This window comes from Solidesulfovibrio alcoholivorans DSM 5433, from assembly GCF_000702665.1.
Classification (GTDB): Bacteria; Desulfobacterota; Desulfovibrionia; order Desulfovibrionales; family Desulfovibrionaceae; genus Solidesulfovibrio; species Solidesulfovibrio alcoholivorans.
This window is the reverse complement of the sequence record NZ_JNJA01000015.1, coordinates 60,316-84,800: the sequence shown is the minus strand read 5'-3', so window position 1 is coordinate 84,800 and position 24,485 is coordinate 60,316. Positions and strand designations below refer to the sequence as shown.

At 63.6% G+C, this 24,485-nt stretch carries 21 protein-coding genes, 1 tRNA gene and 1 pseudogene; 8 read left to right on the top strand and 15 right to left on the bottom strand.

Features of this window, described 5'->3' with window-relative positions:
- Positions 1 to 14 precede the first annotated feature (14 nt).
- The 14 genes from Q368_RS0119025 to Q368_RS0118965 form a co-directional block, all read right to left on the bottom strand.
- The gene (locus Q368_RS0119025) at positions 15 to 413 is read right to left on the bottom strand and encodes a hypothetical protein (RefSeq protein ID WP_029460632.1); all 399 of its coding nucleotides are present in this window, start codon (positions 411 to 413) and stop codon (positions 15 to 17) included.
- Positions 410 to 1,075 carry an ABC transporter ATP-binding protein gene (locus tag Q368_RS0119020; protein ID WP_029460631.1) on the bottom strand — a complete coding sequence of 222 codons (666 nt, stop codon included), beginning with the start codon at positions 1,073 to 1,075 and terminating at the stop codon, positions 410 to 412. Before Q368_RS0119020 ends, Q368_RS0119025 begins: the two co-directional genes overlap by 4 nt.
- Positions 1,068 to 2,318, bottom strand: a complete 1,251-nt coding sequence (locus tag Q368_RS0119015) for an ABC transporter permease (RefSeq protein ID WP_029460630.1) — start codon at positions 2,316 to 2,318, stop codon at positions 1,068 to 1,070. The genes Q368_RS0119020 and Q368_RS0119015 overlap by 8 nt, the downstream gene beginning before the upstream one ends.
- Positions 2,319 to 2,341: 23 nt before the next feature.
- Entirely contained in the window at positions 2,342 to 2,812 is a 471-nt protein-coding gene (locus tag Q368_RS0119010) for a Spy/CpxP family protein refolding chaperone (RefSeq protein WP_029460629.1), read from the bottom strand.
- Positions 2,809 to 3,354: an anti-sigma factor family protein gene (locus tag Q368_RS0119005; RefSeq protein WP_084158904.1), complete on the bottom strand. Its 546-nt coding sequence runs from the start codon at positions 3,352 to 3,354 to the stop codon at positions 2,809 to 2,811. The genes Q368_RS0119010 and Q368_RS0119005 overlap by 4 nt, the downstream gene beginning before the upstream one ends.
- 43 nt (positions 3,355 to 3,397) lie before the next feature.
- Positions 3,398 to 3,991 carry an RNA polymerase sigma factor gene (locus Q368_RS24950; protein ID WP_162179663.1) on the bottom strand — a complete coding sequence of 198 codons (594 nt, stop codon included), beginning with the start codon at positions 3,989 to 3,991 and terminating at the stop codon, positions 3,398 to 3,400.
- A 19-nt stretch (positions 3,992 to 4,010) separates the two neighbouring features.
- Positions 4,011 to 5,216 carry a chromate efflux transporter gene (gene chrA, locus Q368_RS24945; RefSeq protein WP_084158902.1) on the bottom strand — a complete coding sequence of 402 codons (1,206 nt, stop codon included), beginning with the start codon at positions 5,214 to 5,216 and terminating at the stop codon, positions 4,011 to 4,013.
- A gap of 663 nt (positions 5,217 to 5,879) precedes the next feature.
- On the bottom strand, positions 5,880 to 6,164 hold the full coding sequence (locus tag Q368_RS0118995) for a hypothetical protein (protein ID WP_029460626.1): 285 nt from the start codon (positions 6,162 to 6,164) through the stop codon (positions 5,880 to 5,882).
- Positions 6,165 to 6,392: 228 nt separating this feature from the next.
- On the bottom strand, positions 6,393 to 8,120 hold the full coding sequence (locus Q368_RS0118990) for an aldehyde ferredoxin oxidoreductase family protein (RefSeq protein ID WP_029460625.1): 1,728 nt from the start codon (positions 8,118 to 8,120) through the stop codon (positions 6,393 to 6,395).
- A gap of 667 nt (positions 8,121 to 8,787) precedes the next feature.
- Complete coding sequence (locus tag Q368_RS0118985) at positions 8,788 to 11,988, bottom strand: molybdopterin dinucleotide binding domain-containing protein (RefSeq protein ID WP_084158901.1); 3,201 nt, start codon at positions 11,986 to 11,988, stop codon at positions 8,788 to 8,790.
- A gap of 19 nt (positions 11,989 to 12,007) precedes the next feature.
- Positions 12,008 to 12,991 (bottom strand): NrfD/PsrC family molybdoenzyme membrane anchor subunit, encoded by a 984-nt coding sequence (nrfD, locus tag Q368_RS0118980; protein ID WP_029460623.1) that lies wholly within the window; start codon positions 12,989 to 12,991, stop codon positions 12,008 to 12,010.
- Positions 12,984 to 13,715: a sulfate reduction electron transfer complex DsrMKJOP subunit DsrO gene (dsrO, locus tag Q368_RS0118975; RefSeq protein WP_029460622.1), complete on the bottom strand. Its 732-nt coding sequence runs from the start codon at positions 13,713 to 13,715 to the stop codon at positions 12,984 to 12,986. The genes nrfD and dsrO overlap by 8 nt, the downstream gene beginning before the upstream one ends.
- A gap of 202 nt (positions 13,716 to 13,917) precedes the next feature.
- Positions 13,918 to 14,568 (bottom strand): response regulator, encoded by a 651-nt coding sequence (locus tag Q368_RS0118970; protein ID WP_029460621.1) that lies wholly within the window; start codon positions 14,566 to 14,568, stop codon positions 13,918 to 13,920.
- 28 nt (positions 14,569 to 14,596) lie between these two features.
- Positions 14,597 to 16,411, bottom strand: a complete 1,815-nt coding sequence (locus tag Q368_RS0118965) for an ATP-binding protein (RefSeq protein WP_029460620.1) — start codon at positions 16,409 to 16,411, stop codon at positions 14,597 to 14,599.
- A gap of 247 nt (positions 16,412 to 16,658) precedes the next feature.
- On the opposite strand from Q368_RS0118965, the gene pepN reads away from it, so the two are divergent.
- Both pepN and Q368_RS0118955 read left to right on the top strand, forming a co-directional pair.
- On the top strand, positions 16,659 to 19,277 hold the full coding sequence (gene pepN / locus Q368_RS0118960; protein WP_029460619.1) for an aminopeptidase N: 2,619 nt from the start codon (positions 16,659 to 16,661) through the stop codon (positions 19,275 to 19,277).
- A gap of 52 nt (positions 19,278 to 19,329) precedes the next feature.
- Entirely contained in the window at positions 19,330 to 20,166 is an 837-nt protein-coding gene (locus tag Q368_RS0118955) for a cyclase family protein (protein ID WP_029460618.1), read from the top strand.
- A gap of 169 nt (positions 20,167 to 20,335) precedes the next feature.
- Here the strand turns inward: Q368_RS0118955 and Q368_RS0118950 are convergent.
- Positions 20,336 to 20,412 (bottom strand) — tRNA-Met (locus Q368_RS0118950).
- Between the two features lie 110 nt (positions 20,413 to 20,522).
- Between Q368_RS0118950 and Q368_RS23445 the strand changes: the two genes are divergently transcribed.
- The 6 genes and pseudogenes from Q368_RS23445 (at position 20,523) to jag (ending at position 24,402) form a co-directional block, all read left to right on the top strand.
- Positions 20,523 to 20,792, top strand: a complete 270-nt coding sequence (locus Q368_RS23445; protein WP_043786451.1) for a hypothetical protein — start codon at positions 20,523 to 20,525, stop codon at positions 20,790 to 20,792.
- 56 nt (positions 20,793 to 20,848) lie between these two features.
- The gene (rpmH, locus tag Q368_RS0118940) at positions 20,849 to 20,986 is read left to right on the top strand and encodes a 50S ribosomal protein L34 (RefSeq protein WP_009107569.1); all 138 of its coding nucleotides are present in this window, start codon (positions 20,849 to 20,851) and stop codon (positions 20,984 to 20,986) included.
- A 14-nt stretch (positions 20,987 to 21,000) separates the two neighbouring features.
- Positions 21,001 to 21,393 (top strand): annotated as a pseudogene (gene rnpA, locus Q368_RS0118935) (ribonuclease P protein component); the annotation flags it as partial.
- The gene (gene yidD, locus Q368_RS27350) at positions 21,366 to 21,752 is read left to right on the top strand and encodes a membrane protein insertion efficiency factor YidD (protein ID WP_084158900.1); all 387 of its coding nucleotides are present in this window, start codon (positions 21,366 to 21,368) and stop codon (positions 21,750 to 21,752) included. The pseudogene rnpA and the gene yidD, both read left to right, overlap by 28 nt.
- Entirely contained in the window at positions 21,658 to 23,253 is a 1,596-nt protein-coding gene (gene yidC / locus Q368_RS0118930) for a membrane protein insertase YidC (RefSeq protein ID WP_029460616.1), read from the top strand. The genes yidD and yidC overlap by 95 nt, the downstream gene beginning before the upstream one ends.
- A gap of 66 nt (positions 23,254 to 23,319) precedes the next feature.
- Complete coding sequence (jag, locus tag Q368_RS0118925) at positions 23,320 to 24,402, top strand: RNA-binding cell elongation regulator Jag/EloR (protein ID WP_052360295.1); 1,083 nt, start codon at positions 23,320 to 23,322, stop codon at positions 24,400 to 24,402.
- The last annotated feature ends 83 nt before the right edge of the window (positions 24,403 to 24,485 follow it).

Genomic DNA, 24,485 nt, shown 5'->3' with positions numbered 1-24,485 from the left:
GCTTCCATTGAAAGCTATTTTGTGATCATTTCGAGTGCTTTTGACAGCTGCTCGATGGTCCACTTTCCTTGAAACATGGCCGGCCCCGATCCGCTTGGGAAACCTGAAAAGGTACACATCGTCCCGTCGATAGCAATCGAATCTTTCCCGTTCATCCAGATAACCAGTGGTACATGGTTTGTTATGCCCATCTTGGCCATGAACTCTTCCCCCTCCGGGCTTTCAAAGTCATGCCAGCGAACGGTCAACCTTGTTCCATAGCCTTCAAAGACTTCCTTGAGTTTGTTCAGTGTTGGACGCAACGGTCCATGATCCATGAAAAGCACGTCGACAGTCACCGGATCGGCGGCTGTGGCCTGGCCAGGCCACAGCAACGACAGCGAGACAACCAGAAGAAGACAGATCCTGTTCATGCAACAATCTCCCCATCCTGCATGCGCAGCACGCGGTCAGCGGTTTTGGACAGTTCCAGGTCATGGGTGACCATCAGAATGGTCAACCCCTGCTCCTTATGCAGCGTTTCCAGTATCCGCATGATGGCCTGGCCTGTTTGCGAATCCAGATTTCCGGTGGGCTCATCGGCGAAGATGATCTTGGGGTGGTTGACCAGGGCACGGGCAATGGCCACCCGCTGCTTCTCGCCTCCCGACATGGCACCGGGCAAATGGTCCAGGCGATGCTCCAGTTGCATTTGCGTCAGCAGCGTCACCGCCCGTTGCCGCCGGTCTTCTTCCTGCATCTTTTCCGGGAACAAGGGGACCGCGACGTTTTCCCAGGCGGAAAGCGTCGGAATCAGTTGGAACGATTGGAAGATGAACCCGATGTTGGCCCGCCGGAAAAGCGCCAGTTCGTTTTCCGAGGCAGCGACCATGTCCTTGCCGCAAAGGTTCACCTGTCCGGAACTCGGACGGTCCAGGCCGGAAACCAGGGAAAGAAGCGTCGTTTTCCCGCTGCCGGATCTTCCGACCAAACTCACAAATTCCCCTGCGCGCAAGGCGACGGACACCCCTTTGACGACCTCGACGGTTCCGAACGTCTTCTTGATACCCGTAGCGGACAGAATATGATCATTCATGGCGAAGAACCTCAGAAGGTTTGATCCGGGTGATGCGCCCGATGCACAGGATGCTGGTGACTCCCCCGACAAGCAGGGACAGAGCCACGGCGGCAAAGGCGAGAGACCAGGAAAGATGGGTCGGAAGCGCGACTGTTTTGAACACGGGCTCACCGCCTCCAGGGAGGAAATGCGGCGTCGGGCTCATCTCCCACGGGATGGGGATTTTGACCTGCTGCAACCCCAGGACAAAACAGACGCCCCAGGCCAGGGCCAACCCGAGCAGACCGGACAGGAAACACTCCGCGAGCGATTCGGCCAGGAGCTGTCCGATGACGTTTCCGTTCGTCCATCCAAGGCACTTGAGCACGCCGATTTCCCGCGCACGTTCCTGGATGTTTCCGGCGATCGTTTTGAAAACCATCAGGAAGGCCACGACCAAGACGATCAGCGACGTCGCCGCGGCGAACTTGTCGGACAGGGCAAAGAGATTGCCAAGCTGCCGCAGGAACGAATCCGGGCTGGCAACCGTTGCTTTGTCACCCAGAAGCTGCTTGAGTTCCTTGGACAAATCGGGAATTGCCCCCTGGTCCGCCAGGACGAAAACAAGATTCACATCGCCAGCTTCAAAAGGAGAGACGCCCTGTACCTGGGGAGACGCCTTGGCCACTGCCTGGGCTTCCCTGAGCGGCAGGTAGACATTGGCCACCGCGATCTTGGAGGCTCGGGACGCGTCGACGAGCCCGACGATGGGATACGGCTTGTCGAGGATCGTCACGACGCCGCCAATGTCGAGCTGCCGGTCCCGGGCATAGGTCGCATCGACGAGCGCTTGCGGGCCGTCCCCTTCGAGGAAGCGGCCCTTGGTCACGAAATTTCGCAGCGTTCCAGGGCCCAGGGGACTTGAAGGGTCCAGTCCCAGCAACATGGTGAACTGGTCCTTGTCGAAGACCCACATGAGGACCGCCTGACCGACTGCGCGGACCCCGGACATCTTGCCGATCTGCTCCACTTCCTTGTGCCGGATGGTCACCGCCGAACAGGGAAACACGGCCCCTTGCAGCTCTTGCGGCACATCCCCGGATCGTTGGATGCTGATATCCGCGCCGATTTCCCGGAGAGGCATCCGCGCCGCTTCCTTGTAGGCACCAGACAGGACCTGGAGAACGACCAGAAGCCCGACCCCGATGGAAAGCCCAAAAATCGCTGTAAGATGGCGTCTTCTTCGCAGGAAAATCTCCCGCCAGACAGAGGAAAATCGCATTGCATGAGCCTCCGGCCAGTACGTTACTGGCCACACGTAAGCGCTTGTTGGACAAAGCCTTGCCGCATCGTTTGGAAGAAAATCTTTCGCTGTTCGGGGGTAAGTATTTTTTTCATTTGAAGAATATGCTCAAAAACAATTTGTTGAATAGCAGATTGAAGTTGCCAAATGTCATTTCGCTCTGCATTGACAGTTTGGTAGTCGATGTCATCACGCTCCATCATGGACATCATGGCCGTCCTTTTTTGCTGAACCGCCATGGATAGCTTTTCAATCTTTTGATGGAAGTCTCCGGCGATAGATTCTATAGCCTCGAGCTGGTCAGATTTTAAATTAAGAAGTTTATACAACGGATTGTCATCCGAAGAGAACGGACAATATCTTTGAGTAGTGCTCGTCCGTGCTTGGAATAGTTTTTGCCCAAACATGGCAGCAATGCCAATGTTCATTGCCAAAGACGCCGTAAGGAGGGAAATCAAAAGCTTACTTTTCATTGTGCCACCTCTCCCGCTACTGTGAGATAGCCATGCGCGAGTGTCCCCTTGGGCATTGGCGAAAAAATATCCAAGGCTTCAATCGTAGCGGACTGGGTCGCCGTCCGCGCCAGGGTTCCATCAAGCAGATGCCCGTCGATCCCCACCAGGGAGTGCCCCAGCCATCCCCCGAGCGCCAATCCCAGCATGGCGGCCAAGGCGATGCCGGCAGGCGCAGGAAACGCCTTTCCCCAGCTGTGAAACCAGTCATGCCGGTGGGGGCATGCCCCGCTGTTGACTTTTCGCAGGACATCCTGCGTGAAGTCCGGTCGCGTCCGGACAGAAATGGGGTCTTCAAGTGTTTGCGAGAGACTGCGCAATTCGGACAACGCTTGCCGGCATTCCGGGCACGTCGCCAAGTGGGATTCGATCTTCTCGCGCCAGTCAGCGGACATCTCGCCGTCCGCAAACGCTGCAAGTTTTTGGCGAAAGAGGGCACACCCCTCCCTAGTGGATGCATGTTTCCGCATCACCTTGCTCCATGACGTTTGCAGGTTTCCCATCTTCCTTCCCAGTGAAACTGACGGCGGGAAAATAACCTGTGGTTTATCTTCGAAGGGGAGACAATTTTTTTCGCAGGTTCTCCTTGGCCCTGACCAGAAGGGATTCCACTGCCGGAACCGAGCAATCCAAAACGGTTGCTATCTCCTGGTAGGAGAGACCTTCATAGCGGCTGAGGACCAAGGCGAGGCGTTGTTTGCGGGAAAGAGACCGGATAGCGGCATGAACCAAACGCTGCCGTTCGCTCTCGATGGCCGCATCCTCTGGGGATGGCGCTTTATCCAACGGTTCAGGACACGTATCATTCGCGGCATCAGCGGAAGGCCAGAAAGAGCCGAGCAGTTTTATATGACGACGCCAGCCTGATTGTACTTCTGTTTTGCAAACATTGGCAGTTATGGTGTAGAGCCAGGTAGTAAAGCTTGATGTTGGTTGATATTTATGAGCGAAACGCCACACCCGTAAAAAAACTTCCTGAGCCAAGTCATGGGTTTCATCTTTGTTTCTAACAAATCTATATATACATGAGAAAACACTATTCTTATGGCGATCAATCAGTACTGTCAAAGCAGATTTATCTCCCGCTGAAACATATAGCATGATATCTTCGCTGCTCATTTCATCATAATTGTGTTCCATTGCGTGTTTTATCAACCCATCAAAACAGGACAAAAGACATGGCGGCGCCAACAACCACCACCCAAAACACATCGATTTGACGTCGCAACGCGATGTAGGCAACCGCTCCCAGGACCACGGATCGAGGAGTCCAAGTCATAGATAACACGAAAGATGCCGTGACCGCGACCATCAATCCGGCAAGCGTTGCCAAGCTTGCACGCAAACCGCGACGAAAATATTGAGAACCAAGAAGTTTGTCACAAAAAGGGACACTCCAGATCATGATCAAAAAAGAAGGAGAAAACATAGCCACTGCCCCGGTAAGCGCTCCTGCCAGACCGGCAAGGCTATAGCCGACAAAGGCAGAGGTGATGACTATCGGTCCGGGGGTTATCTGCCCGAGTGCGATGCCATCCATGAAAACTCGCTGCGTCAGCCACCCCATTCGGATAACCACTTCGTGAAGCATGATCGGCAATGCAGCAAAGCCACCTCCAAACGCCAACACATCAATACCCATCATAAGCGTTGCGAGGTGATACAAATCTTTTTTCAATAGCCACAGTCCCAAAAGAGCCAAGGGAAATAGCGCAGTAACAATAACTGCTTCTCTAAATCTATATCTTGACATAAACTTACATTCATTCTGCAAAAACAATCCACTATCATTTTTGAAAAAGGCGACACCGATTGATGTCGCCAAAATAATTACAGCCACGGGATGAATGTCCGCCAAAAAAGCAAGGGCCGCCCCAAACGATATCAATTTATCTGGCAACGAATGAATGTATTTTCTAACAAAATCGATAGACGCGCTAAAAAGAATTGCAAGAACAATTGCCTTTAGTCCAGAAAATACAGACAAAACAAACGGAAGATTGTAAAATTTAAAATATACGGCTGATAAAATTGTGATAAGCAGGAAAGCAGGAAGCCCAAACCCGCAAAAAGCAGCAATGGCCCCAGCCACACCGCGAATTCTTAATCCGATATAGCCCGCAAGCTGCATCACTGTCGCACCGGGGATTGCTTGGCAAATTGCCAAGCCAATCCTAAAATCTGCATCATCAACCCAGTGCATTTTAGTTATTGCCAGTTTTCTAACAAATGGAATCATCGCCGGGCCACCAAAAGCCGTCAATCCCAAGCGAAAGAAATTACCAAAGAGAGAAACATAACCAGTATCATGTGTTTCATACTTCATAGTTGCAGCAAATCCCATAAAAATGATGCAGTTTTTCACTAAACGAGTATCCAGAATCGTGGCACAACAAAAACCACTATCCTTACACCCGCACGTGACGCATCTATCGAAACCTCAAGCCTTTACCACTACCACTGTCATAAAGCTGATATTCAATAATTTCTGACAGTTCCCAAAAGAATGCGCCCCCGCGTCGTTTCAACCCTGCTCATCCCCAATGAAACTGGCGAAGGAGAAAAACCCTGCGGTTTATTTCCGATGGAGGGAAACTTTTTTGGAAGCTGGCCTTAACCCTGACAAGAAAGGTCACTGCCACGATATGGAAACCGGGAAGTTGGGCTGTAGTTCAGCATTCCACTCAAAGATACGAAGAGGAGAGAAAAGGCACAAGCAACTCGAGCGACGGTTGCTCTTCTTGCCACTTGAGAAGGAAGGGGCGTTGCCAGGCGATTCTCCTGAAGCACAGGGGAAAGTCGCAATAGCAACATTTTTTTAAAAAAAAATCCAGCTCTTGTATAATTTGAAACAATTTCGCTGGCGCAATCGCTGCGCGCAACGACATACTTTCCCAGTGTAATGCCGAGGCGTGCAATTCGTTTATACCGAAAGTGGCTGGCTATAACACCTCCGGCATATTGAGCAATTAAACATAGAAGTCAAGGATGACGGTTCATACGTCTCATCCCGGCCAGGGACGCGGCTTCAGCCCATTTTCTTAAATCCCAGCAACACGCGGTAGGGTCCGGGGACCCCCGGAGGCGCAAGGGCCACGCGGTCGCCCTCGCCGACAACGGCATTGTCGGGTGTGAAGGCCTTGCCGTTGACGAAAATGACCTCGACCATCTCCGCCGGGAGCGCGAGCAGTTCGAGCAGTTGCTCGCCGCTGAGCTGCCCCGCGATATCGACGACTTTGGGATTGGGCCAGTCTCTGCTGCGGAAAACGCTGCTGAGGTCCATGAACGCACGAATTTCAACGGGAGATGCCATCGTTTCACCCTCGTCCGGGTTTGCCGGCAGTTCTCGGTGCGGCGTGTCTTGGAAAAGAACCAATAATCGCGCGCCCGCGCAATGGGCAAAGCAGGCGGACAGGGCAACTCCCCTCCGCCTGCTTTGCCGCGTCTGCGGGTTCGCTGCGGCGGACCGTCCCAACGTGGCCGGTCCGCCGCAGCGTGTTGCCGATCGCCGTTGCGCCTGGCAACGGCTGTCGACAGTCTCCTAGAAGTTGAAGACTTCGTCGATTTCTTCGTCGGTGAAGTCCCAGGTGACGTTGTGCGGGGCGCACACCTCTTCGAAGAACTCCGGCAGACGGTCATGGGCGTTGGTGAAGCCGGCCCGCTTGTTGAAGTCGCGCTCGGCCTTGAGGATGGTCTTGCCGAGGGCGACGACGTCGTCGCCTGTCAGGGACAGGTTGTAGCGGGCGTTGATCATCTCCACCAGGGCGTTGAAGCCGTCGGCGATGTCCAGGATGGCGAAGGCCACGAACAGGCACATGCCGGTGCTGTCCACGGCGGCGGTGGCGATTTGCAGGTTGCGCGACAGCTCCACCTGGCCATCCTTGCAGAGCGGATCGACGAAGCCGCCGACCTTCAGGATGTTGGTGGCCACGGCGTAACCCGCAGTGTGGTCCGCGCCCATGGGCGTGGTGGCGTAGGTGAGGCCCACGCCCTTGACCGCGCGCGGATCGTAGGCCGGAATGGCCTGGTTCTTGACAACGGGCACCCGGGTGATGCCGTACATCTGGCCGACGGCGGCCGCGCCGCAGCCGAGGATGCGGCCAAGCGGCGTGCCCTTGCGGATCTCCAGGATCAGGTCGAGCATGGCCTTGGCGTCGCCCCAGGGGATGAGGCCGGCTTCCTGGGCGACGTTGACGGCAACGGCCGTTTCGATGGAGTCCACGCCCACGTCGTCGAATTCGCGGTCCGCGTAGGCGATGGCGTCGAGGTCGTCGATGCAACCGTTGGCGCCGAGCGCCCAGACGGTCTCGTACTCGAAGCCGCTGGTGAGGTATTTGCCTTCCTTGTCGTTGTAGTGCTGGGAGCAGCGGATGATGCAGCCGGCGTGGCAGCCGTGGGTCGTCTTGCCGCCCCGGGCCTCGATGGTGGCGGCCATGGTTTCGCCGCCGATGTTGTTGGCCCAGTCGTTGCGGCCGGAGCGGAAGTTCTTCGTGGGCAGGCCGCCGGCTTCGTTGAGGATGTTGACCAGGATGTTGGTGCCGTACTTGGGCAGGCCCTGGCCGGTGACCGGGTGGGTGACGAGGGCGTTGGTGAAGCGCTTGGAAGCGCTCTTGAACGCGTCCGTGTTGGCGATCGTGACGCCGGGCGCGCCGGCTTCGTCGATGACGATGGCCTTGATCTTCTTGGAGCCCATGACCGCGCCGAGGCCGCCGCGACCGGCGCTGCGGATGTTGCTCTGCGGGTCGGCAAAGGAGATGTTCGCGGCGGTCAGACGCATTTCGCCGGCCGGGCCGATGATGGCGACGCCGACCTTGGGGCCGTACTTCGCCTGCAACACCTTGATGGCCTCGTAGTTGCCCATGCCGATGATTTCCGCGGGGGCTTCGTCAAAGGCCACGCCGTCCATGGTCACCTTGACGACGTAAAATTTGTCTTCCGCGGGGATACCCTCGAAGACCATGGCCTTGATGTCCATCTTGGACATCTTCTGGCCGAAGGTGCCGCCCGTGTTGCTTTCCTTGATGCCGCCGGTGAGCGGGCTCTTCGCGCCGCAGGAAAGCCGGCCGGAGTTCGCGGCGCTCGTGCCGGTCAGGTAGCCGGGGGCGAGGATCAGCTTGTTGTATTTCCCCAGGGGATGGCACGACGGCTTGACTTCGTTGGACACGAAAATCGAGGTCAGGCCACGTCCGGCCAGCCCGGCATACTGTTCGGGGCATTCCTCCGTTTTCACGGTCTTCGTCGCCATATCGATCCGAATGAACTTAGGCATAGCATCCTCCATTGCGCGTTTTGTACAGCGGCCGTCCGGCCTGCCAGCTTCCTTTCCTGTCGCGGCGCTTCCGAAGCCGCCCCCAGCGCCGGCCGTGGCGGAATCCGGCGCGGTTGTCCCGGGCCGCGCCGGAACGGGGCGCGCGCAGGGGGAACGGGGCTTCAAGTTAGGTTAAAAAAAGCAAGCCTCGATCCATTCGTGAGATGTCATTGAAATACCCTATGTTAACACAAACACGATCACGAGTCTGACAGACAAAAAGGGCCTGTCGTGACTGACAAAACTGGCTCCAGGACGAAGATGGTGGAAGAATTGTTATGTTAGGCTAAATATTACAGCGGGTTGGCGAGTGGGCAGAAACGAGCCACCACAAAAGCCATTTGGGTCAAAAAGCTCCATGCTGGCGCGGTGTTATGTCTTTCGTGACCGAACAGACACGCCCCAATTTCCGTCCTGTCACGATGGCAGGCGACGCACGTCCGCGTCGCCCCGCGCGGGGCATGGCCGCCCCCTTCTCCCCTCCTCCAGGCGACCGCCGCACCGCCGTTTCGCGCAACAGCCGCAGCGAATTCCCGGACACCAAGGCCGCAAGAAACAAACGGCCCGTCCTTTCGGACGGGCCGCGTTGGCGTTTCGCAAACGTCGCGATCGCGCGGGAGCCCGCGCGTCAGGCTTTTTCCACGCGCACCGGAATGCCCTGCCGGGCGGCGCTGCCGTATTCGTGCTCAAGCAGCGTCGAAGCGCCCCTGCGCGTGGGGTCCGGCGGCGTCAGGTCGTTCAGGCTAAACCCCGCCGAAGCCCTACGCGCGGCGCGCACCAGCCGGCCGTCGATCTCCACGTCCGCGGCCCCGAGCGCCGTGTGGCCGAAGCCGTGCTCCACGGCCACCACCCCGGGCATGACCACTTCGCCGACGACCACCCGCGCCACGGCGCTGCCCGCCGGGCTCACGATGCGCGCGAGCGCCCCCGGGGCCAGGCCCAGGCGCTTGGCGTCGTCGCTGTGCAGCATGACCATGTTCACGGGCTTGATGGCCAGCAACCGCTCGGAGACGACGGAATAGGAATTGATCAGGCTCGATTTGAAGGAGGTCATGAGCAGCGGATACTCCGCCTCGCTCCAGATTTCGCGCAGCGCCTTGCCGTCGGTCAGCATCGGCGGCTTGCAGCGGGGCGTGCCGTCGTAATGCCGGCCAGTCTGGGAGTTGACCGCCTGGGCCGCCTCCTCGTTGTAGACTTGCAGCGCCTTTTCCCACTTCGCCTGGACCGCTTCCCCGGCGTAGCGCGCGCCGTAGGGCGCAAACCGCCCTCCCCGGCTGTAGACGTAGGCCACGGGGCCGCGCTCCCCGGGCGGCAGCACGCGCGCGATGTCCGGCAGGATGCGGCCGATGCCCGAAAGCGCGATGTCCCGCGCGCTCGGCGACGGCAGCACGTCGCCCTTGAACCAGGCGACGTTGGCCGCCAGGCGCAGGTAGTAATCCTCGGGCGTATGCAGCGGATGCAGGGTCCCGTCGGCCCCGGGGATGGCCCCCTCGCCGAAACCGGGCAGGCCCATGCGCTTGGCGACCTCGATGAGGAAGAGTTCCATGCACACCGGCGCGCCCGCGGCGCCTTTCTCCTGGCGCGGCGCGACGGCCGGCCAGCGCGCCGTGGACATCCTGGTCAACACCCCGGCCCAGGCCGAGGAGAAGCCGCCCCAGACCTCGTACATGCAGGGGTCGGGCACGAGGTAGTCGGCGTAGGCGTTGGTCTCGTTGTGGAAGGTGTCGATGCCGATGACGAGCGGCAGGTCGGCGGGGTCGCGCAGATGCCTGTCCACGGCCTGTTTGAGCCCGCCGTGGCCATAGATGACGTTGCCGGTCCAGTTGATCCAGCACTTGTACTTGAAAGGCGAGCCGTTGGCATGGGAGAGCAGATGCTCGCCGGGCATGTTCGGCGGCGTCAGCGGATACCAGGGATGCTCGGAAGGGTAGGGATTTTGCCCGGACGCGGTCTTCTGCTTGAACTCCGTGGACTTCTGGTAGGGCGCGCGGCAGCGGATGGCCGGGAAGCCCTTGGCCTCGACCGCGCCGGGGAAGCTCTCCAGGTCGTAGCGTGGGCCTTTGAGCGCCGGACCGCCATGGAAGGAGCCGGCCGTGGTCGCGATGCCGCCCTTGGCGTTGATGTTGCCGATCAGCGTATTGAGGGTGAGCACGGTGAAGGTGGCGTTGCCGCCGGAGGTGCTCATCATGCCGCCGTGCACGTCCACGGCCGCGCGCTTGCCGTGGGCGGTGAGTTCGCGGGCGAGGTCCGCGATGGCCTCCGCCGGCACGCCGCAGAGTGCGGCGTACTCTTCCAGGCTGCGTCCTTGCGCTTCCTCGCGCAACAGCGTCAGCGCCGTGGCCACGGTCACGGTCTTGCCGCCGGGCAGCGCGACCTCGCCCCTGTAAAAAAGCTGCGCCTGCGGGCAGTCGCCGGCCGGCAGCAGGCCGCCGGCCGGCCCCACGACCATGGGCACATCGGCCGCCGCATTGCCCCCGACGGGCTTGGCCCCGTCCTTGGCCGGCGCGGCCGCCGCGACCAGGCCCATGTCCGAGGCGCGCAGGAGCTTGCCCGCGCCAGGGCCCGAAAGCTGCACGAGGTGCGTGGCGTTGCAAAACCCGGCCTCGCCGGCGTCGCGGGCCGCCTGCAAGGTCGGGCGGCTGAGGAACCCCTCGTCGATGCGCGCATTGTCGAACATCCAGCGCATCATGCCCATGGCGAGGGCCGCGTCCATGCCCGGGCGCACGGGCACCCAGCGGCAGCACTCCCGGGAAGCGCTGGAGATCGGCATGCGCAATACCGGGTCCACGACCGCGTAATGCAGTTTCCCCACGGCGCGGCCGGCGGCGAGCATGCGGCCGGAGCGGTTAAAGGGATTGCCGGCCTGGGACGGGGCCGTGCCCCAGAAGATCGCGAACTCGCAGTTTTCGAAATCCGGCTTGATGTGGGCGTTGGTCTTGAGGTCGTCGATGAACAGCCCGGAGCCGATACGAAAGGACAGGCCGCAATAGGAGCCGTGCTTGCCGAAGTTTTTGGTGCCGAAGGCCTGCTGGCCGAAGCGCTTGAAAAAGAAATTCTCGCGCCCGTCGTCCACGGCGTAGGTGAGAAGCAGCCGGTTGGCCTGGGGCCCGAATTCGGGCATGGCCGGATTGGCCGGCCCCTTGGCCTCGCGGATGGCGCGCAGGCCGTCCACGTGGCCCTCGCCGAAAAGATTCCCGCCCTCCACGACCTCCTCCACCAGCTTTTCAAAGGAGATCGTCCGCCACTTGCCCTCGCCGCGCTTGCCGGCGCGCTTGAGGCAACGGGTGATGCGAAAAGGGCTCGTCGCGGCCTCGACCATGGCCGCGCCCCGGCCGCAGGTGGTCGAGCGCTGGTCGAGCCCCTGGTCCTTGTCCGCCGAAAGCCGCCGCAGGGTCTCCTCGACAGGGGTGTCCATGGAGAAGTGCTTTTCGTGGGCGAGCGGATTGTAGGGATTGCCGGCGACCCGGACCACGCTGTCCGTGGCCTCGTCGATATGCAGGCGCACGCCGCAGAAGGTGGTGCAGCCCCAACACTGGTTGAAGGCCACGCGCTGCCCCTTGCCGGCCTGCACCGCGCCCGCGGCGTCCACGCGGTACTCCGGTTCCAGGGAATTCTTGTTGACCGGGTCGGCCAGGGCGACGCCGGCGCTGCCGGAGAACAGGCCGCTAACGACCTTGACCGCCGCGCCGGCCGAAGCGGCGGCGAAAAGCCCGAGCCCCGCGACCGCCGCGCCTTTTTTGAGCAGGTCGCGCTTGCCCTTGTCCGGGGCCTGGTTGCTCCGGATCTCCTGGGAGTTCTGGATATTCTGTGGATTGCTCGAAGGATCCATGCTCGTTCCCTCTTTCGGCTTAGCGGACGCCCTGGGGCGCGTGAGACGGTTTTTCCGGCGCGACCACGGGCAACAGCAGGCAAAGGGCCAGCAGCAGCCCGGAGGTCCCGGCGATGGCCAAAAGCGACGGCCCGGACGCGAGGTCGAGAAACGCGGCGCGGTCGGCGACGGTGGCGGCGTTGCGCGGAAAGGCCTGGCCCAGCTGGACGAGTTTCCAGAAGAGCAGGAAGCCCCCGGCAAGGCCGGCGATGCCGGCGGCGTACGCGCCGCGCCCCCCGCCGCGCCAGCCGGCCAGGGCGACACAAGCCGTAAGCAGGCACAGCGCGCCCGGGGCGTGCCACCAGGGGCTGACCACGGCGGCGAATCCGGCGGGCGCGGGCAGGATGACGGCAAGGACCGTGCAGCCGGCCACGGCCAGGGCGGCAAAGCCCGCCAGGACGCGCGACGCGGCATCGGGGGAGCCGGGCACGCGCGCGCCTGCGGCGAAGCAGGCGGCAAGCCCCAGGCCCCCGGACAGGCCCGCGACCACGAACAGGGGCGGCACGAGCGGGCCCGTCCACAATTCCCGGCCGACGCAGGCCATGATTTCATTGGTCGCGTAGACGAAGACCGCAAGGCCCGCCGCCGCCAGCGCGGCCAGGGACCGGGCGACCGGGCGCGCGCCGCGCGAAGCCAACACCAGCAACGCGGCGCACAGCAGAAAAACCGGCACGATGTAGGCCCCGGCGGCGGTCCAGGAGGTAAACGACGGGTGCAGGAAGAATTCGTAGGCCCGAAGCGGCTGCTCCAGGGAAACGAAAAGCGCCGCCTGGCCGCACAGGCCCGCGGCCAGGGCGGCCAGGGCCAACGGCCGGACCGTGCGCCCGCCCCGGCCAAACACGGACAGGATGCCGGCCAGGCAAAGCGCGGCCGCGCCGGCGGTCAGCAGGCCAAGGGCCAAAGGCTCCCACGCGCCCCAATCCGGCGCGGGCACGGCACCCATGAGTTCCATCACCTCAGGCATGGGCTCCTCCCTCGCGCAGGTCGCGGTACGGCATGGGCGCGGCCACGTCCGCGGCGCGCGTGAAATAACGGTCCAGACCGAGGTAGTAGACGGCCGGCTTGGTCTTTTTCTCGGGGTAGAGCACGGCCAGGGTTCCGTCGTATTCGCGCAGCATGCGCGTAACGAGGCTTTCGGGATTTTTCAGGTCGCGGAAACGCCGCGCCCCGCCCACGCAGTTCTCGACGCAGGCCGGCAACAGCCCGGCCGCGATGCGGTGGGCGCAAAACGTGCATTTGTCGGCGGTCTTCGTCTCGTGGTTGAGGAAGCGCGCGCCGTACGGGCAGGCCTGGACGCAAAAGCCGCAGCCCAGGCATTTGCCGCCGTCGATGACCACGATGCCGTCCGGGCGCTGGTACGTGGCCCGAACCGGGCAGACCGGGATGCAGGCCGGCTGCTCGCAGTGGTTGCACAGGCGCGGCAGCGACGCGATGGCGGTGCGCTTCGAGCCTGTGTCGCGGATGGCGTATTCGCCGACCGTGGTGCGGAAATCCCCGGCGGGCGTGTTATTTTCCAGGCCGCAGCTCACCGTGCACGACTGGCAGCCGACGCAGCGCCGCAGATCGACGACCATGGCGTAGCGCGGCCCTTGCGCGCCGTCCGCCGCAGCCAGTGCCTCGCCGGCGTCCAGCACGCCGACGGCCGCCCCGCCAAGCCCCAGGAATTTGAGAAACGATCTCCTGTCCATGGCATCTCCCTTCGTATGCCGGGAAAATGCCTGCCGGGCGCGGCCGGGTCCATCGGGACCTTCCTGATTTTACTACTTCCGTGACTGTCCGCCCTGGGCGGCAAGGGCGGCCCGGGCGGGCAAAACGCCCAGGCGGCGGGCCGCGGCGGGCCTCGGGAAAATCCTGAACCCGCCCGGCGGAGAGGATGGTGAACGCGGGGCGCTAGGGCTTGATAAGCCCGTGACGCAGGGCGATCTTGGTCAGGTCGGCGGGGGTCTGCGCGGCGAGCTTTTCCATGATGTTGTACTTGTGCGTCTCCACGGTCTTGGGGCTGATGCACAGGTCCGCGGCAATGCGCCTAAGCGGCGCGCCGTCGGCGAGCAGGCGGAAAACCTCCAGCTCGCGCTTGCTCAAAAGTTCCAGGCGCGCGTCGTCGTCGGCCGCGGCCTCGCCCTGGAACTGGCGCAGGAGTTCCTGGGGCGTGACCGTGGTGAAAAAGGTGCCCCCGGCGCAGACCGTCTCCACGGCCCTGACCAGCAGCGCCGGATCGTCGGCCTTGAGCACGTGGCCGGAGATGCCGGCCTTGAACAACTCCAGGATGAAGCGCTGGTCGGAGTGCATGGTATAGATGATGATGTCCGAGGTGGGCGAGGTCTGGCGGATGGCGACGGTCGCCTCCACGCCGTTTAGGCCCGGCATGGAGATGTCCATGACGATCACGTCGGGAGTGAGCTTCGCGGCCAGTTCCACGGCCTGTTCCCCGGAGGTGGCCTCGCCGGCGACCACGATGTCCGCGCGGCCGGCGAAAAGCCCCTTGATGCCTTCGATGACGACCTGATGATCGTCCACGAGCAGCAGCCGATGGATGTTCACGGCGTCCCCCCGTTGCGGCCGCCACGCGTCACAGCGCCACCTCCGCCGCGATATGCGTGCCCCGGCCCGGCGCGGATTCCATGGCGAGCGTGCCGCCGAGCTGGAGCATGCGCTCGCGCATGAGCGTAAGCCCCAGGCTCGTGACGGGCCTGGCCGCAGGCACGAACCCCGCGCCGTCGTCCTCCACGGACAAGGTGATGCGGTCGTCGCGGCGCACGAGGCTCACGTGCACGTTGGCGGCATGCGCGTGGCGGATGGTGTTGGACAAGGCCTCCTGGGCGATGCGGTAGAGCGCCAGGGCCTTTTCGCGATCGAAATCGGCCGGTATCTCGTTGTGGAAAAAATGGAAGTCCAGGCCGCTTGCGGCCCGCTGCTCGTCGATGAGCGCGGCAAGGGACGGCACGAGCCCGAAGTAGTCGAGCGTGTCCGGACGCAGGCCCCGGGCCATGGCCTTGATCTCGCCAAGCACCTGGTCCACCTTTTCCGAGGCCGCGGCGAGCTGGGCGCGGCAGCCCTCCCCGCCCGGCGGCAGTTCGCGCTGGGCGGCGTTGAGCGACAGGCGCAGCGTGGTCAAGAGCTGTCCGGTATGGTCGTGCAGGTCGCGCGAGATGTCCAGACGCACGCCTTCAAGCAGGTTGATGAGCTCCCGGGACAGGGCCTTGCGCTCCTCCACCTCCCCTTCCAGGCGCTCGTGCAGGGCGAGCAGCTCCGCATTGGCCTCGGCCAGCCGGCGCGTGCGCTCTTCCACACGGCGCTCCAGGCCGTCGCGGGCCTCTTGCAGGGCCTTTTCGGCCTGCTCCCTGGCGGCGAGCTCTTCGGTCAGCTGGCGCGTCTTGTCCGCGACCACGGCGGCGAGTTCCCGGGCCTCGAGCAGGATGCGGCCGGCCAGGGGGCGCAGCAGGATGCCGAAGCCGACCAGGCACAGGGCGTAGACCCCGGCCGTGGAGGCGAGCATGGCCGCCAGTTCCGCCTGGACCGGGGCGTAGAGCCGGCGGCTGTCCGCGGTCAGGGCAAGGCCCCAGTCCGTGTCCGCGACCGGCGTGTAGGCGATGACCGTGTCCGCGGCGGAAAGGATGCCGGCCTTGCCGTCCAGGGCACGGGAGAGTGCCTGGTCCATGGCCGGGGCGAGCGCCGCGGGCACGGGCTCGGGTTCTGCCAGGAAGGCCCGCGCCGCGCCGTCCTCGCGCGCGGCCAGGGCAAGGCGCGCCGTGGCGTCCCCGCCCGGCGGGCGCAGGATCTTCTCGCCGAGCTGCGCGGTGTCCACGGCCACGAGATCGGTCGCCAGCCGGCGGCCGTCGCGGCCGTTGACCGGCGCGGCGACGACGACGCACAGCCTGCCCGCAAGCCGCACGGGCGGCGACACCAGCACCTTGCCGCCGCCGACCGGCGGCATGCGCCAGGCGCTCGGCGGGATGGGCTCGCCGCTCGACGCCACGGGTTCGCCGTCCCGGGACAGGCGGGTGATGCCAACCACGTCCCCGGAGCGCTTCATGGCGTCCAGGAGCCGGGGCCGGGCGTAGGCCGCGAACTCTTCCCGGGAGATGCGCCCGGCGTACACCTCTTCGAGGACGTTTCGAATCTGCGTGCGGCTGGTGATCTGCCGGGCGAGGTCCTCGGCGTGGCGGAACCATTCCCCCACGGCCAGGGCCTTGGTTTCGGCCACGTGGGCGAGCCCGGCCTGTTCGGAGCGCGCAAGCCGCTCGCGCAGGGGAATGATGGTGGCCAGGGCGACCCCCACGGCGAGCGCGAGCAGCGTGGCCGCGAAATAAAGAAACAGCCTGCGGCCGAGGCGTCCGGGCGACAGGGCCGCACGCGGCGCGGCGTCGGGGGGAGCGAGGGGCATGTCCGTGGGGTAGCAACTGCGCGGGACGGAAGCAAGCCGCGACGGGCGGGGTCGGGTGGACGCGGAGCGAAACATCTCTTACGACAATCGTCGGGAAGGTCCGCCCGACCTCTCGCGAGGGCGGCGGATCGCAACACAACAACCGGCGAGGTCGCCCGTGCCCCCTTCCGACGCCCGCTGCGCGGGGACGCGCATCGCATCCGCCTGCCGGCACCGGGCCGCGCACCAGCCAACAACAGGTTTATCCATGCAAAAGACGCCCCCCCCGGCCGCACAGGCCGAAACACGCCTGGCGGATTACACGCCGCCGGCTTTCCTCGTGGACGACGTGGCACTGGACTTCGACATCAACGACGCGCACACCCGCGTCGCCTCAAGGCTCACCATCCGCCGCAACCCGGAAAGCGCCGCAAAGGATGCGCCGCTGGTCCTTGACGGCCAGGGACAGGAACTGCTTGGCGTCACCGTAGACGGCAAGAAGCTCTCGCCCGGGGACTACACGCTGACCGGGCAGGCCCTGACCATCCACGCCGTACCGGAACACGCCGTCGTGGCCATCGAAAGCACGAACGACCCGGCCGCCAACACCGCCCTCTCCGGCCTCTACGCCGCCGGGCCGATGCTGTGCACGCAGTGCGAATCCGAGGGCTTTCGCCGCATCACCTATTTCCCCGACCGCCCCGACGTCCAGTCCCGCTACCGCGTGACCATCCACGCGGCCAGGGACCGCTATCCGGTGCTCCTGGCCAACGGCAACCTCATCGCCGCCGGCGAGGAAGACGGCGGCCGCCACTACGCCGTGTGGGAGGACCCCTTCCGCAAGCCCTGCTACCTGTTCGCGCTGGTCGCGGGCCGGCTCGACAAGGTGGCGGACCGCTTCGTCACCCGGTCCGGTCGCGAGGTGCTGCTGGAAATCTACACCGAACCCGGCCGGTCGAGCGAAACCGGGTTCGCCATGGCCGCGCTCAAAAAGGCCATGCGCTGGGACGAGGAACGCTTCGGCCGCGAATACGACCTGGACCGGTTCATGATCGTGGCCGTCAGCTTCTTCAATTTCGGCGCGATGGAAAACAAGGGCCTCAACATCTTCAACGACGCCCGGGTGCTCGGCCGCGCCGATACCGCAACCGACGCGGACATCGCCTTTTTCGAGCGCGTGGTCGGCCACGAATACTTCCACAACTGGTCCGGCAACCGCGTGACCTGCCGCGACTGGTTCCAGATCACGCTCAAGGAAGGGCTGACCGTATTTCGGGAACAGGAATTCGTGGGCGACATGAACAGCCCCTCCCAGGAACGGCTGCGCGCGGTGGCGACGCTGCGCCGCGCCCAATTCCCCGAGGACGCCGGGGCCATGGCCCACCCGATTCGCCCGGCGAGCTACCAGGCGGTGGAGAACTTCTACACCGCGACCGTCTATAACAAGGGGTCGGAAGTCATCCGCATGATCCAGACCCTGGTCGGGCGCGACGGCTTCCGCAAGGGCCTCGACCTCTACTTCGAGCGCCACGACGGCCACAGCGCGACCTGCGAGGACTTCGTCCGGGCCATGGAAGACGCCAACGGCGCGGACCTCGGCCAGTTCATGCGCTGGTACGCGCAAGCCGGCACCCCGGTCCTTCACGTGACGTCGCGCTACGACGCCGCAAGCCGGGAATACGCCCTCGACGTGCGGCAAAGCTGCCCGCCCACGCCCGGCCAGCCGACCAAGGAGCCCTTCCACATGCCCCTTTGCGTAGGCCTGCTCGACGCGCAGGGAAACGACATGACGGGCGACCTCGTGCTCGAAGTCACGCAGGCGCGGGAAACGTTCGTGATCCGGGAAGTGGCGCAAAAGCCGATCCCGTCCCTGCTGCGCGGATTTTCCGCGCCGGTGCGGCTCGAGTACGCCTACGACGACAGCGAACTGCTCGTGCTCCTGGCCCGCGACAGCGACGGTTGCAACCGCTGGGACGCGGGACAAAAGCTCTTCACCAAATACGCCCTGGCGGGCGAGGACCTGCCTGCGGCATTTCTCGCGGCCCTGCGCGCGGTGCTCCTGGACAAGGATATGGAGGCCGGGGCCAAGGCCATGACCCTGACCCTGCCCGGGGAGGAGGAGCTCGGCCTCGCCCTGATCGCGCGCGGGGAGCAGATCGACCCCGTGGCGGTCTACGAAAAGCGCCGCAAGGTCGTCACGTCCCTGGCCGTGGCCCTGGCCGACGACCTGTGGACGACGTACCGCGACATCGCGGCGGGCCTCGACGAGGAGGCCAGCGACGGGGAGTCGCGCGGCAGGCGGAGCCTCAAGAACCTCTGCCTGGCCTACCTGCACCGCGCCGAACCCGAAAAGGTGGCCCCCCTTGCCGCCGCCGCGGTTTCCGGGACGCGCAACATGACCGACAAGATCGCCGGCCTCACGCTCCTGGTGGACGGGGATTCGCCGCTGGCGGCCCCGGCGCTTGAGGCATTCGCCGCGACCTTTGCCGCGTCCCCCGCGATCATGGACAAGTGGCTCGGCGTGCAGGCCGCGCAGCGCCGCCCCGGCGTGCTCGAGAAGGTCGAGGGGCTGACCGGGCACCCGGCCTTCAGCCTGGGTAACCCCAACCGCGTCGCCGCGCTCGTCGGCGTGTTCGCGGCCAACCCGTACGGCTTCCACGCCCCGGACGGCTCGGGCTACCGGTTCGTGCTCGATGTCGTGGAGCGCCTCGACCGGCTCAATCCCCAGGCCGCGGCGCGCTACGCGAAGCCCTTCCTGCGCTGGCGCGATTTCGACGCGGGCCGCCAGCAGCGCATGCGGGAGACCCTGCAACGGCTGGCCGCGGTGGAGACGCTCTCGGTCAACGTGCGGGAAGTGGTGAGCAAGGCGCTCGCGGCGGATCAATGACGCAAGGGGGCTTCCCCCGGGAAGCCCCTCTTCCATGGAACAGGGAGTCCGTATGGAGACATTGCCCCGCGCAAAAGGACTGGCCCTCTTCGTCCTGACCGCCCTGGCGTTCCTGCCCGGTTGCGCGCCTTCGAAGCCGTTGACGCTCGACGATGCGTGGCACGTGGTCAGGGAGAAAAAATTCGTTGACCTCACCCATGCGTTCGCACCGGGAATACCGCACTGGAAGGGATTTCCCGATGAGACGCGGGAAACCTTATACTGGTACGAACCGGGAGTCGGGAAACTGGGCAGCGGATTCTACGCGCAGGCATTCACGCATGCGGGACAGTGGGGAACCCATGTCGATCCCCCTGCGCACTTCGCAAAGGGCATGCGCACCGTGGACCAGATCGACGTCAAGGAGATGCTGCTCCCGCTGGTCGTGCTCGATGTCCATGCGGCCGTGGCGAAAAACCCGGACTACGCCATCACGATGGACGATGTGAAAACCTGGGAAAAAAAGCATGGGAAAATCCCCGAAGGGGCGTTCGTGGCCATGCGCACCGACTGGTCGAAAAGGTGGCCGGACGCCGAGGCCATGCAGAACAAGGACGCCAAGGGGATCGCGCATTACCCTGGCTGGAGCAGGGAGGTGCTCGAATATCTTTACGAGGAGCGCCACATCACCGCTTCCGGCCACGAAACGACGGATACCGATCCCGGTCTCGCCACGTCCAGGGACGACTATTCCCTGGAAACCTACATCCTGCGGAGCAATCATTACCAAATCGAACTGCTCGCGCACCTGGACGCTGTGCCTGAAACGGGCGCGCTGGTCGTCGTGAGCTTCCCCAAACCCAAGGATGGCTCGGGATTTCCGGCCCGGGTGTTCGCGATTCTTCCCTGACCCCTCTCGCCTCCCATGGCGGTCACACGCGACGCCCGGAGGCCATGGGGGATCGCCCGGGCCCCGGGAGCCCACGGGCTATGTCGTTTTTTCGGACAGTGTCGAAACGGGAGCCAGTGCCGGCAAAGAAAAAGGGCCTACGCTTTCGGCGTAAGCCCTTGAACTTCCTTGGTTGCGGGGGCAGGATTTGAACCTGCGGTCTTCGGGTTATGAGCCCGATGAGCTACCGGTCTGCTCCACCCCGCGTCGTGGAGAAATGTTTCTAGGCGTTCCCCCCCTTCCCGTCAAGCGAAAATTATGGAATCATCGCAAGAAAGTTTCCCCTGAAGAAATATACTGTTTTGTTTCAGGTTGTTATGACTCCATTTTGGCGCATCGTTCTGGCCGGTGCGGGATTGGCCCTGCTCGCCGCTTCCCTGCTGCGCAAAAAAAGGGCAGGATGGTTGGCCGTGGCAGGCGTCGTCCTCCTCGGCACGCTGGCCGTGCGGGAATCCGACCCTCTCTTGGCCCTGGGCGCACTCGCCCTGGCCGCGGCCCGGTGCGTCTCGCCGGCGCGGCAGGATTCCCCGCAGGCCCGCACCGCCGACGCCGAGGCAGCCCATCCGCCACGCGGCCAACGTCCTTGACGAAACCGCGTTTGGTGGGTATTGGAAAAAGTTCATCACATCTTTGGAGATTATGCATGAGCAAGAAGACATACCAGCCCAGCAAGATCCGCAGAAAACGCACCCACGGCTTCCTCGTCCGCTCCCGGACCAAGAACGGCCAGGCCATCCTGCGCCGCCGCCGCGCCAAGGGTCGCAAACGTCTGGCCGTCTAGGCTTCCATCCGGCGCACAGGCTCCGGACGCGAAGGGAGTTCGCGGCCTGCTACGAGGCGGGCCGCCGCTATCACGGCAAGACGTTCCTCCTGTTCGTCCTGCCGCGCCAGGACAAAACCGCTCCCTGGCGGCTCGGATTGGCCATCAGCAAAAAAGTCGGCAACGCCGTCGTCAGAAACCGCGTCAAGCGGGTGCTGCGCGAATGTTTCCGTCTGGGTGCGCCGGATGCCGTCGCCGCTCTGGATATCGTGGTCATCGCCAAGAAAAGCCTCGATCCCGCGCAGTTGACGCTGGATACGGCCTGTCGCGACATCTGGCCGCTTTTTGCGCGCATGGCCCGTGACCTCGACCGCCCGGCCCGGCCGGAAAGCGTGACCGCATGCGAAGCGTCCTCCTCTGGGGCATAACCTTCTACAGGCTTGCCCTCTCCCCCCTCAAGCCGCCATGCTGCCGCTTTGTCCCCACGTGCTCCGAATACGCCCTGGAAGCGGTGGGGCGGTTCGGCGCGTTCAAGGGCGGCCTGCTCGCCCTGTGGCGACTCGCCCGCTGCCACCCCTTCGCCAGGGGCGGCTATGACCCGGTGCCCGACGCGCCCTGGCCGCGTCCAAAATCTATCGCGCACGCAACCCCTGGCCCGCGCCTCCACTCTTATCGACGGGATTTGAAGGACAATGGAAAACAAACGCGTAATTCTGGCCGTGGTGCTCTCCCTTGCCGTGTTAGTGGGCTGGAACTTCCTGTTCCCGGCCAAACCCCCGGCTCCTAAGCCCGATACCGCCGCCCAATCCCAGGCCCAGGCCCCCGCCCCCAAAGCGACCCCGGCCCCCAAAGCCGACCCCATCGCCGCCTTCGCCCCCACCCCGGGCAAGAAGGTCATGGTGGAAACCCCGCTTTACACCGCGGAATTCAATGCCGCCGGCGGCGTCCTGTCCCAGTTTTCCCTGAAGAATTACCGCCAGACCATTACCAACGATTCCCCCCTGGTCGATCTCGTCAACGCCAAATCCCAGTCCAAGGCGCCGCTGGGGCTCATCCTCAACGGCTCGCCCACCTGGCAGAACGTCGATTGGGCCATCGAGGGCGGTGACCTGCGCCTGGGACCGGCCGATACCGGCAGCCTCACCTTCGTCGGCCGCATGGGCGACGTGACGCTCAAGCGCGTCATGACCTTCTCCGGCGCGGGCTACCTCATCGACGAAAAGCTCTCCCTGCAAAACGCCGGCGGCGCGCCGCTCTCCAGCCGCCTGTCCATGACCGTGGCCGTGGACCGCCTCTCCGCCGAGGGCGACAGCTACAACCCCACCCAGGCCGCCTTCTACGACACTTCGGGTCTGGAACTCTTTTCCAGCGAGAAGAAGCTGGCCGAGGGCATCGCCGACGAAAAACCCGTGCAGTGGGGCTCGATCATGAGCAACTACTTCCTGGTCGGCGTCATCCCCCAGACCGACAATCTGCACGGCAAGGCCAAAATCGAGGACGGCATCTTTCGCGTCGCCGTGGACAAGGAAGGCATCGACATCCCCGCCGGCGGCCGCTCGGACCTCGACATCAGCTACTACCTCGGCCCCAAGGACCCCAAATACCTGGCCGCCGCGCCGAACCACCTGTCCGCGGCCATCGACTACGGCTGGTTCGATTTCATCGCCAAGCCGCTGCTCAAACTCCTGCACTTCTTCTACGACTACGTCGGCAACTACGGCGTGGCCATCATCCTGTTGACCGTGCTCATCAAGGCGATTTTCTGGCCGCTCTCGCACAAGAGCTACAAGTCCATGGAGCAAATGAAAAAGCTCCAGCCGCTGCTCAGCCAGCTGCGCGAGAAGTACAAGGACGACCGCCAGAAGATGAACGAAGAGATGATGCAGCTCTACAAGACCTACAAGGTCAACCCGGCCGGGGGCTGCCTGCCCATGGTCGTGCAGATCCCGGTCTTCTTCGGCCTCTACCAGGCCCTGCTGCACTCCATCGAACTGCGACATGCCTGCTTCATCCGGTATCTGCCCTTTACCGACATGATCTGGCTCGCGGACCTCTCGGCCAAGGACCCGTTCTACATCACCCCGCTGATCATGGGCGCGACCATGTTCCTGCAGCAGAAAATGACCCCGGCCCCGGGCGACCCCACCCAGGCCAAGATCATGTTGCTCATGCCCGTGATCTTCACCTTCATGTTCCTGAACTTCCCTTCGGGACTGGTCGTCTACTGGCTGGTCAACAACGTCATTTCCATCGCCCAGCAGTATTGGATGCTCAACAAGAAGTCCTGACGCCCCTCGTCAGAAGCATCCCAGGGCCGCGCGTGGAAGCGGCGCAAGTGCAATCAAGGAGCGAATATGAGCGAATTCAGAACCTTTAGCGGCAAGACCGTCGACGAGGCCATGGAGGAGGCCTGTCGGCATTTCGCCGCGGCCCGCGAAAAACTGGAAGTGGAGATTCTCTCCGGCGGCTCCTCCGGCATCTTCGGCCTCGTTGGCAAGAAAAAAGCGCAAGTGCGCGCCCGCCTGCGCGAGGAAGTCAACCTCCTCCAGGATATGACCGACGCCGGCAATCGCGAAGAAACCAAAAAAGCCGACAGGCCCCCGCGCCAACCCAAACCCGCGCGCCAGCCCGCCCCGGCCAAAGCCGAAAAACCCGCGGAAATAACCCCCGAGCCCGTGGCCGCCGCGCCCGAGCCGGCCCCGCAATCCGCCCCCGAAATCCCGGACCCCGTCGCCCCCGAGGTGAACGACGACGACGCCCTGACCGAAGAGGCCTACGACGCCTATGCCGACGACGAGGAAGACCGCGACTTCGCCGAGGCCGCCGAGGAACAGGAAGCCCCCCGCCGCTCCGGCCGCGCCCCGCGCGAAGACCGTAAGCCCGCCGCTCCGGAAACGCCTCCCGAGCCGCTGACCCCGGAACTCGAAGCCATCGTGCGCGAAGTCGTCGGCAAAATGCTCGAAGGCATCCTCGGCGAAATCCCCGAATTCGAAATCTCCGGCCACAGCGAACGCGTGTCCGTGCTCATCCTCGACGAGGAAAACTCCGGCCTGCTCATCGGCCGCGAAGGCCAAACCCTCTCCTCCATCCAATACCTCGTCAACCGCATCGTCATCCGCCGCCACGGCAGCCCGGTCAAAGTGCAGATCAATACCGGCGCCTATCGCGAACGCCAGGACGACAACCTGCGCAAAATGGCCATCTTCCTGGCCGACAAGGCCAAAACCCTCGGCCGGCCCCAGTCCACCAAGCCGCTCTCCTCCTACCACCGCCGGGTCGTCCACCTGGCGCTCCAAGAGGACGAAGCCATCTCCACCCGCTCCAAAGGCGAAGGGCCGCTCAAACGCGTCCTCATCGTCCCCCGCGGGGCCCGCGGGAATGGCGGAAACGGCGGGAATGGCAGCGAAGCGCAGAACGGTCGGCAAGAGGGCAGGTAAGGAAGCAAGAGAGAGAAGAAGCAGAATGCCTCCGGCGTCCAGGAGGGGCCGAGGGCCCTCCTGGACCACCCCGACAAGGGCGG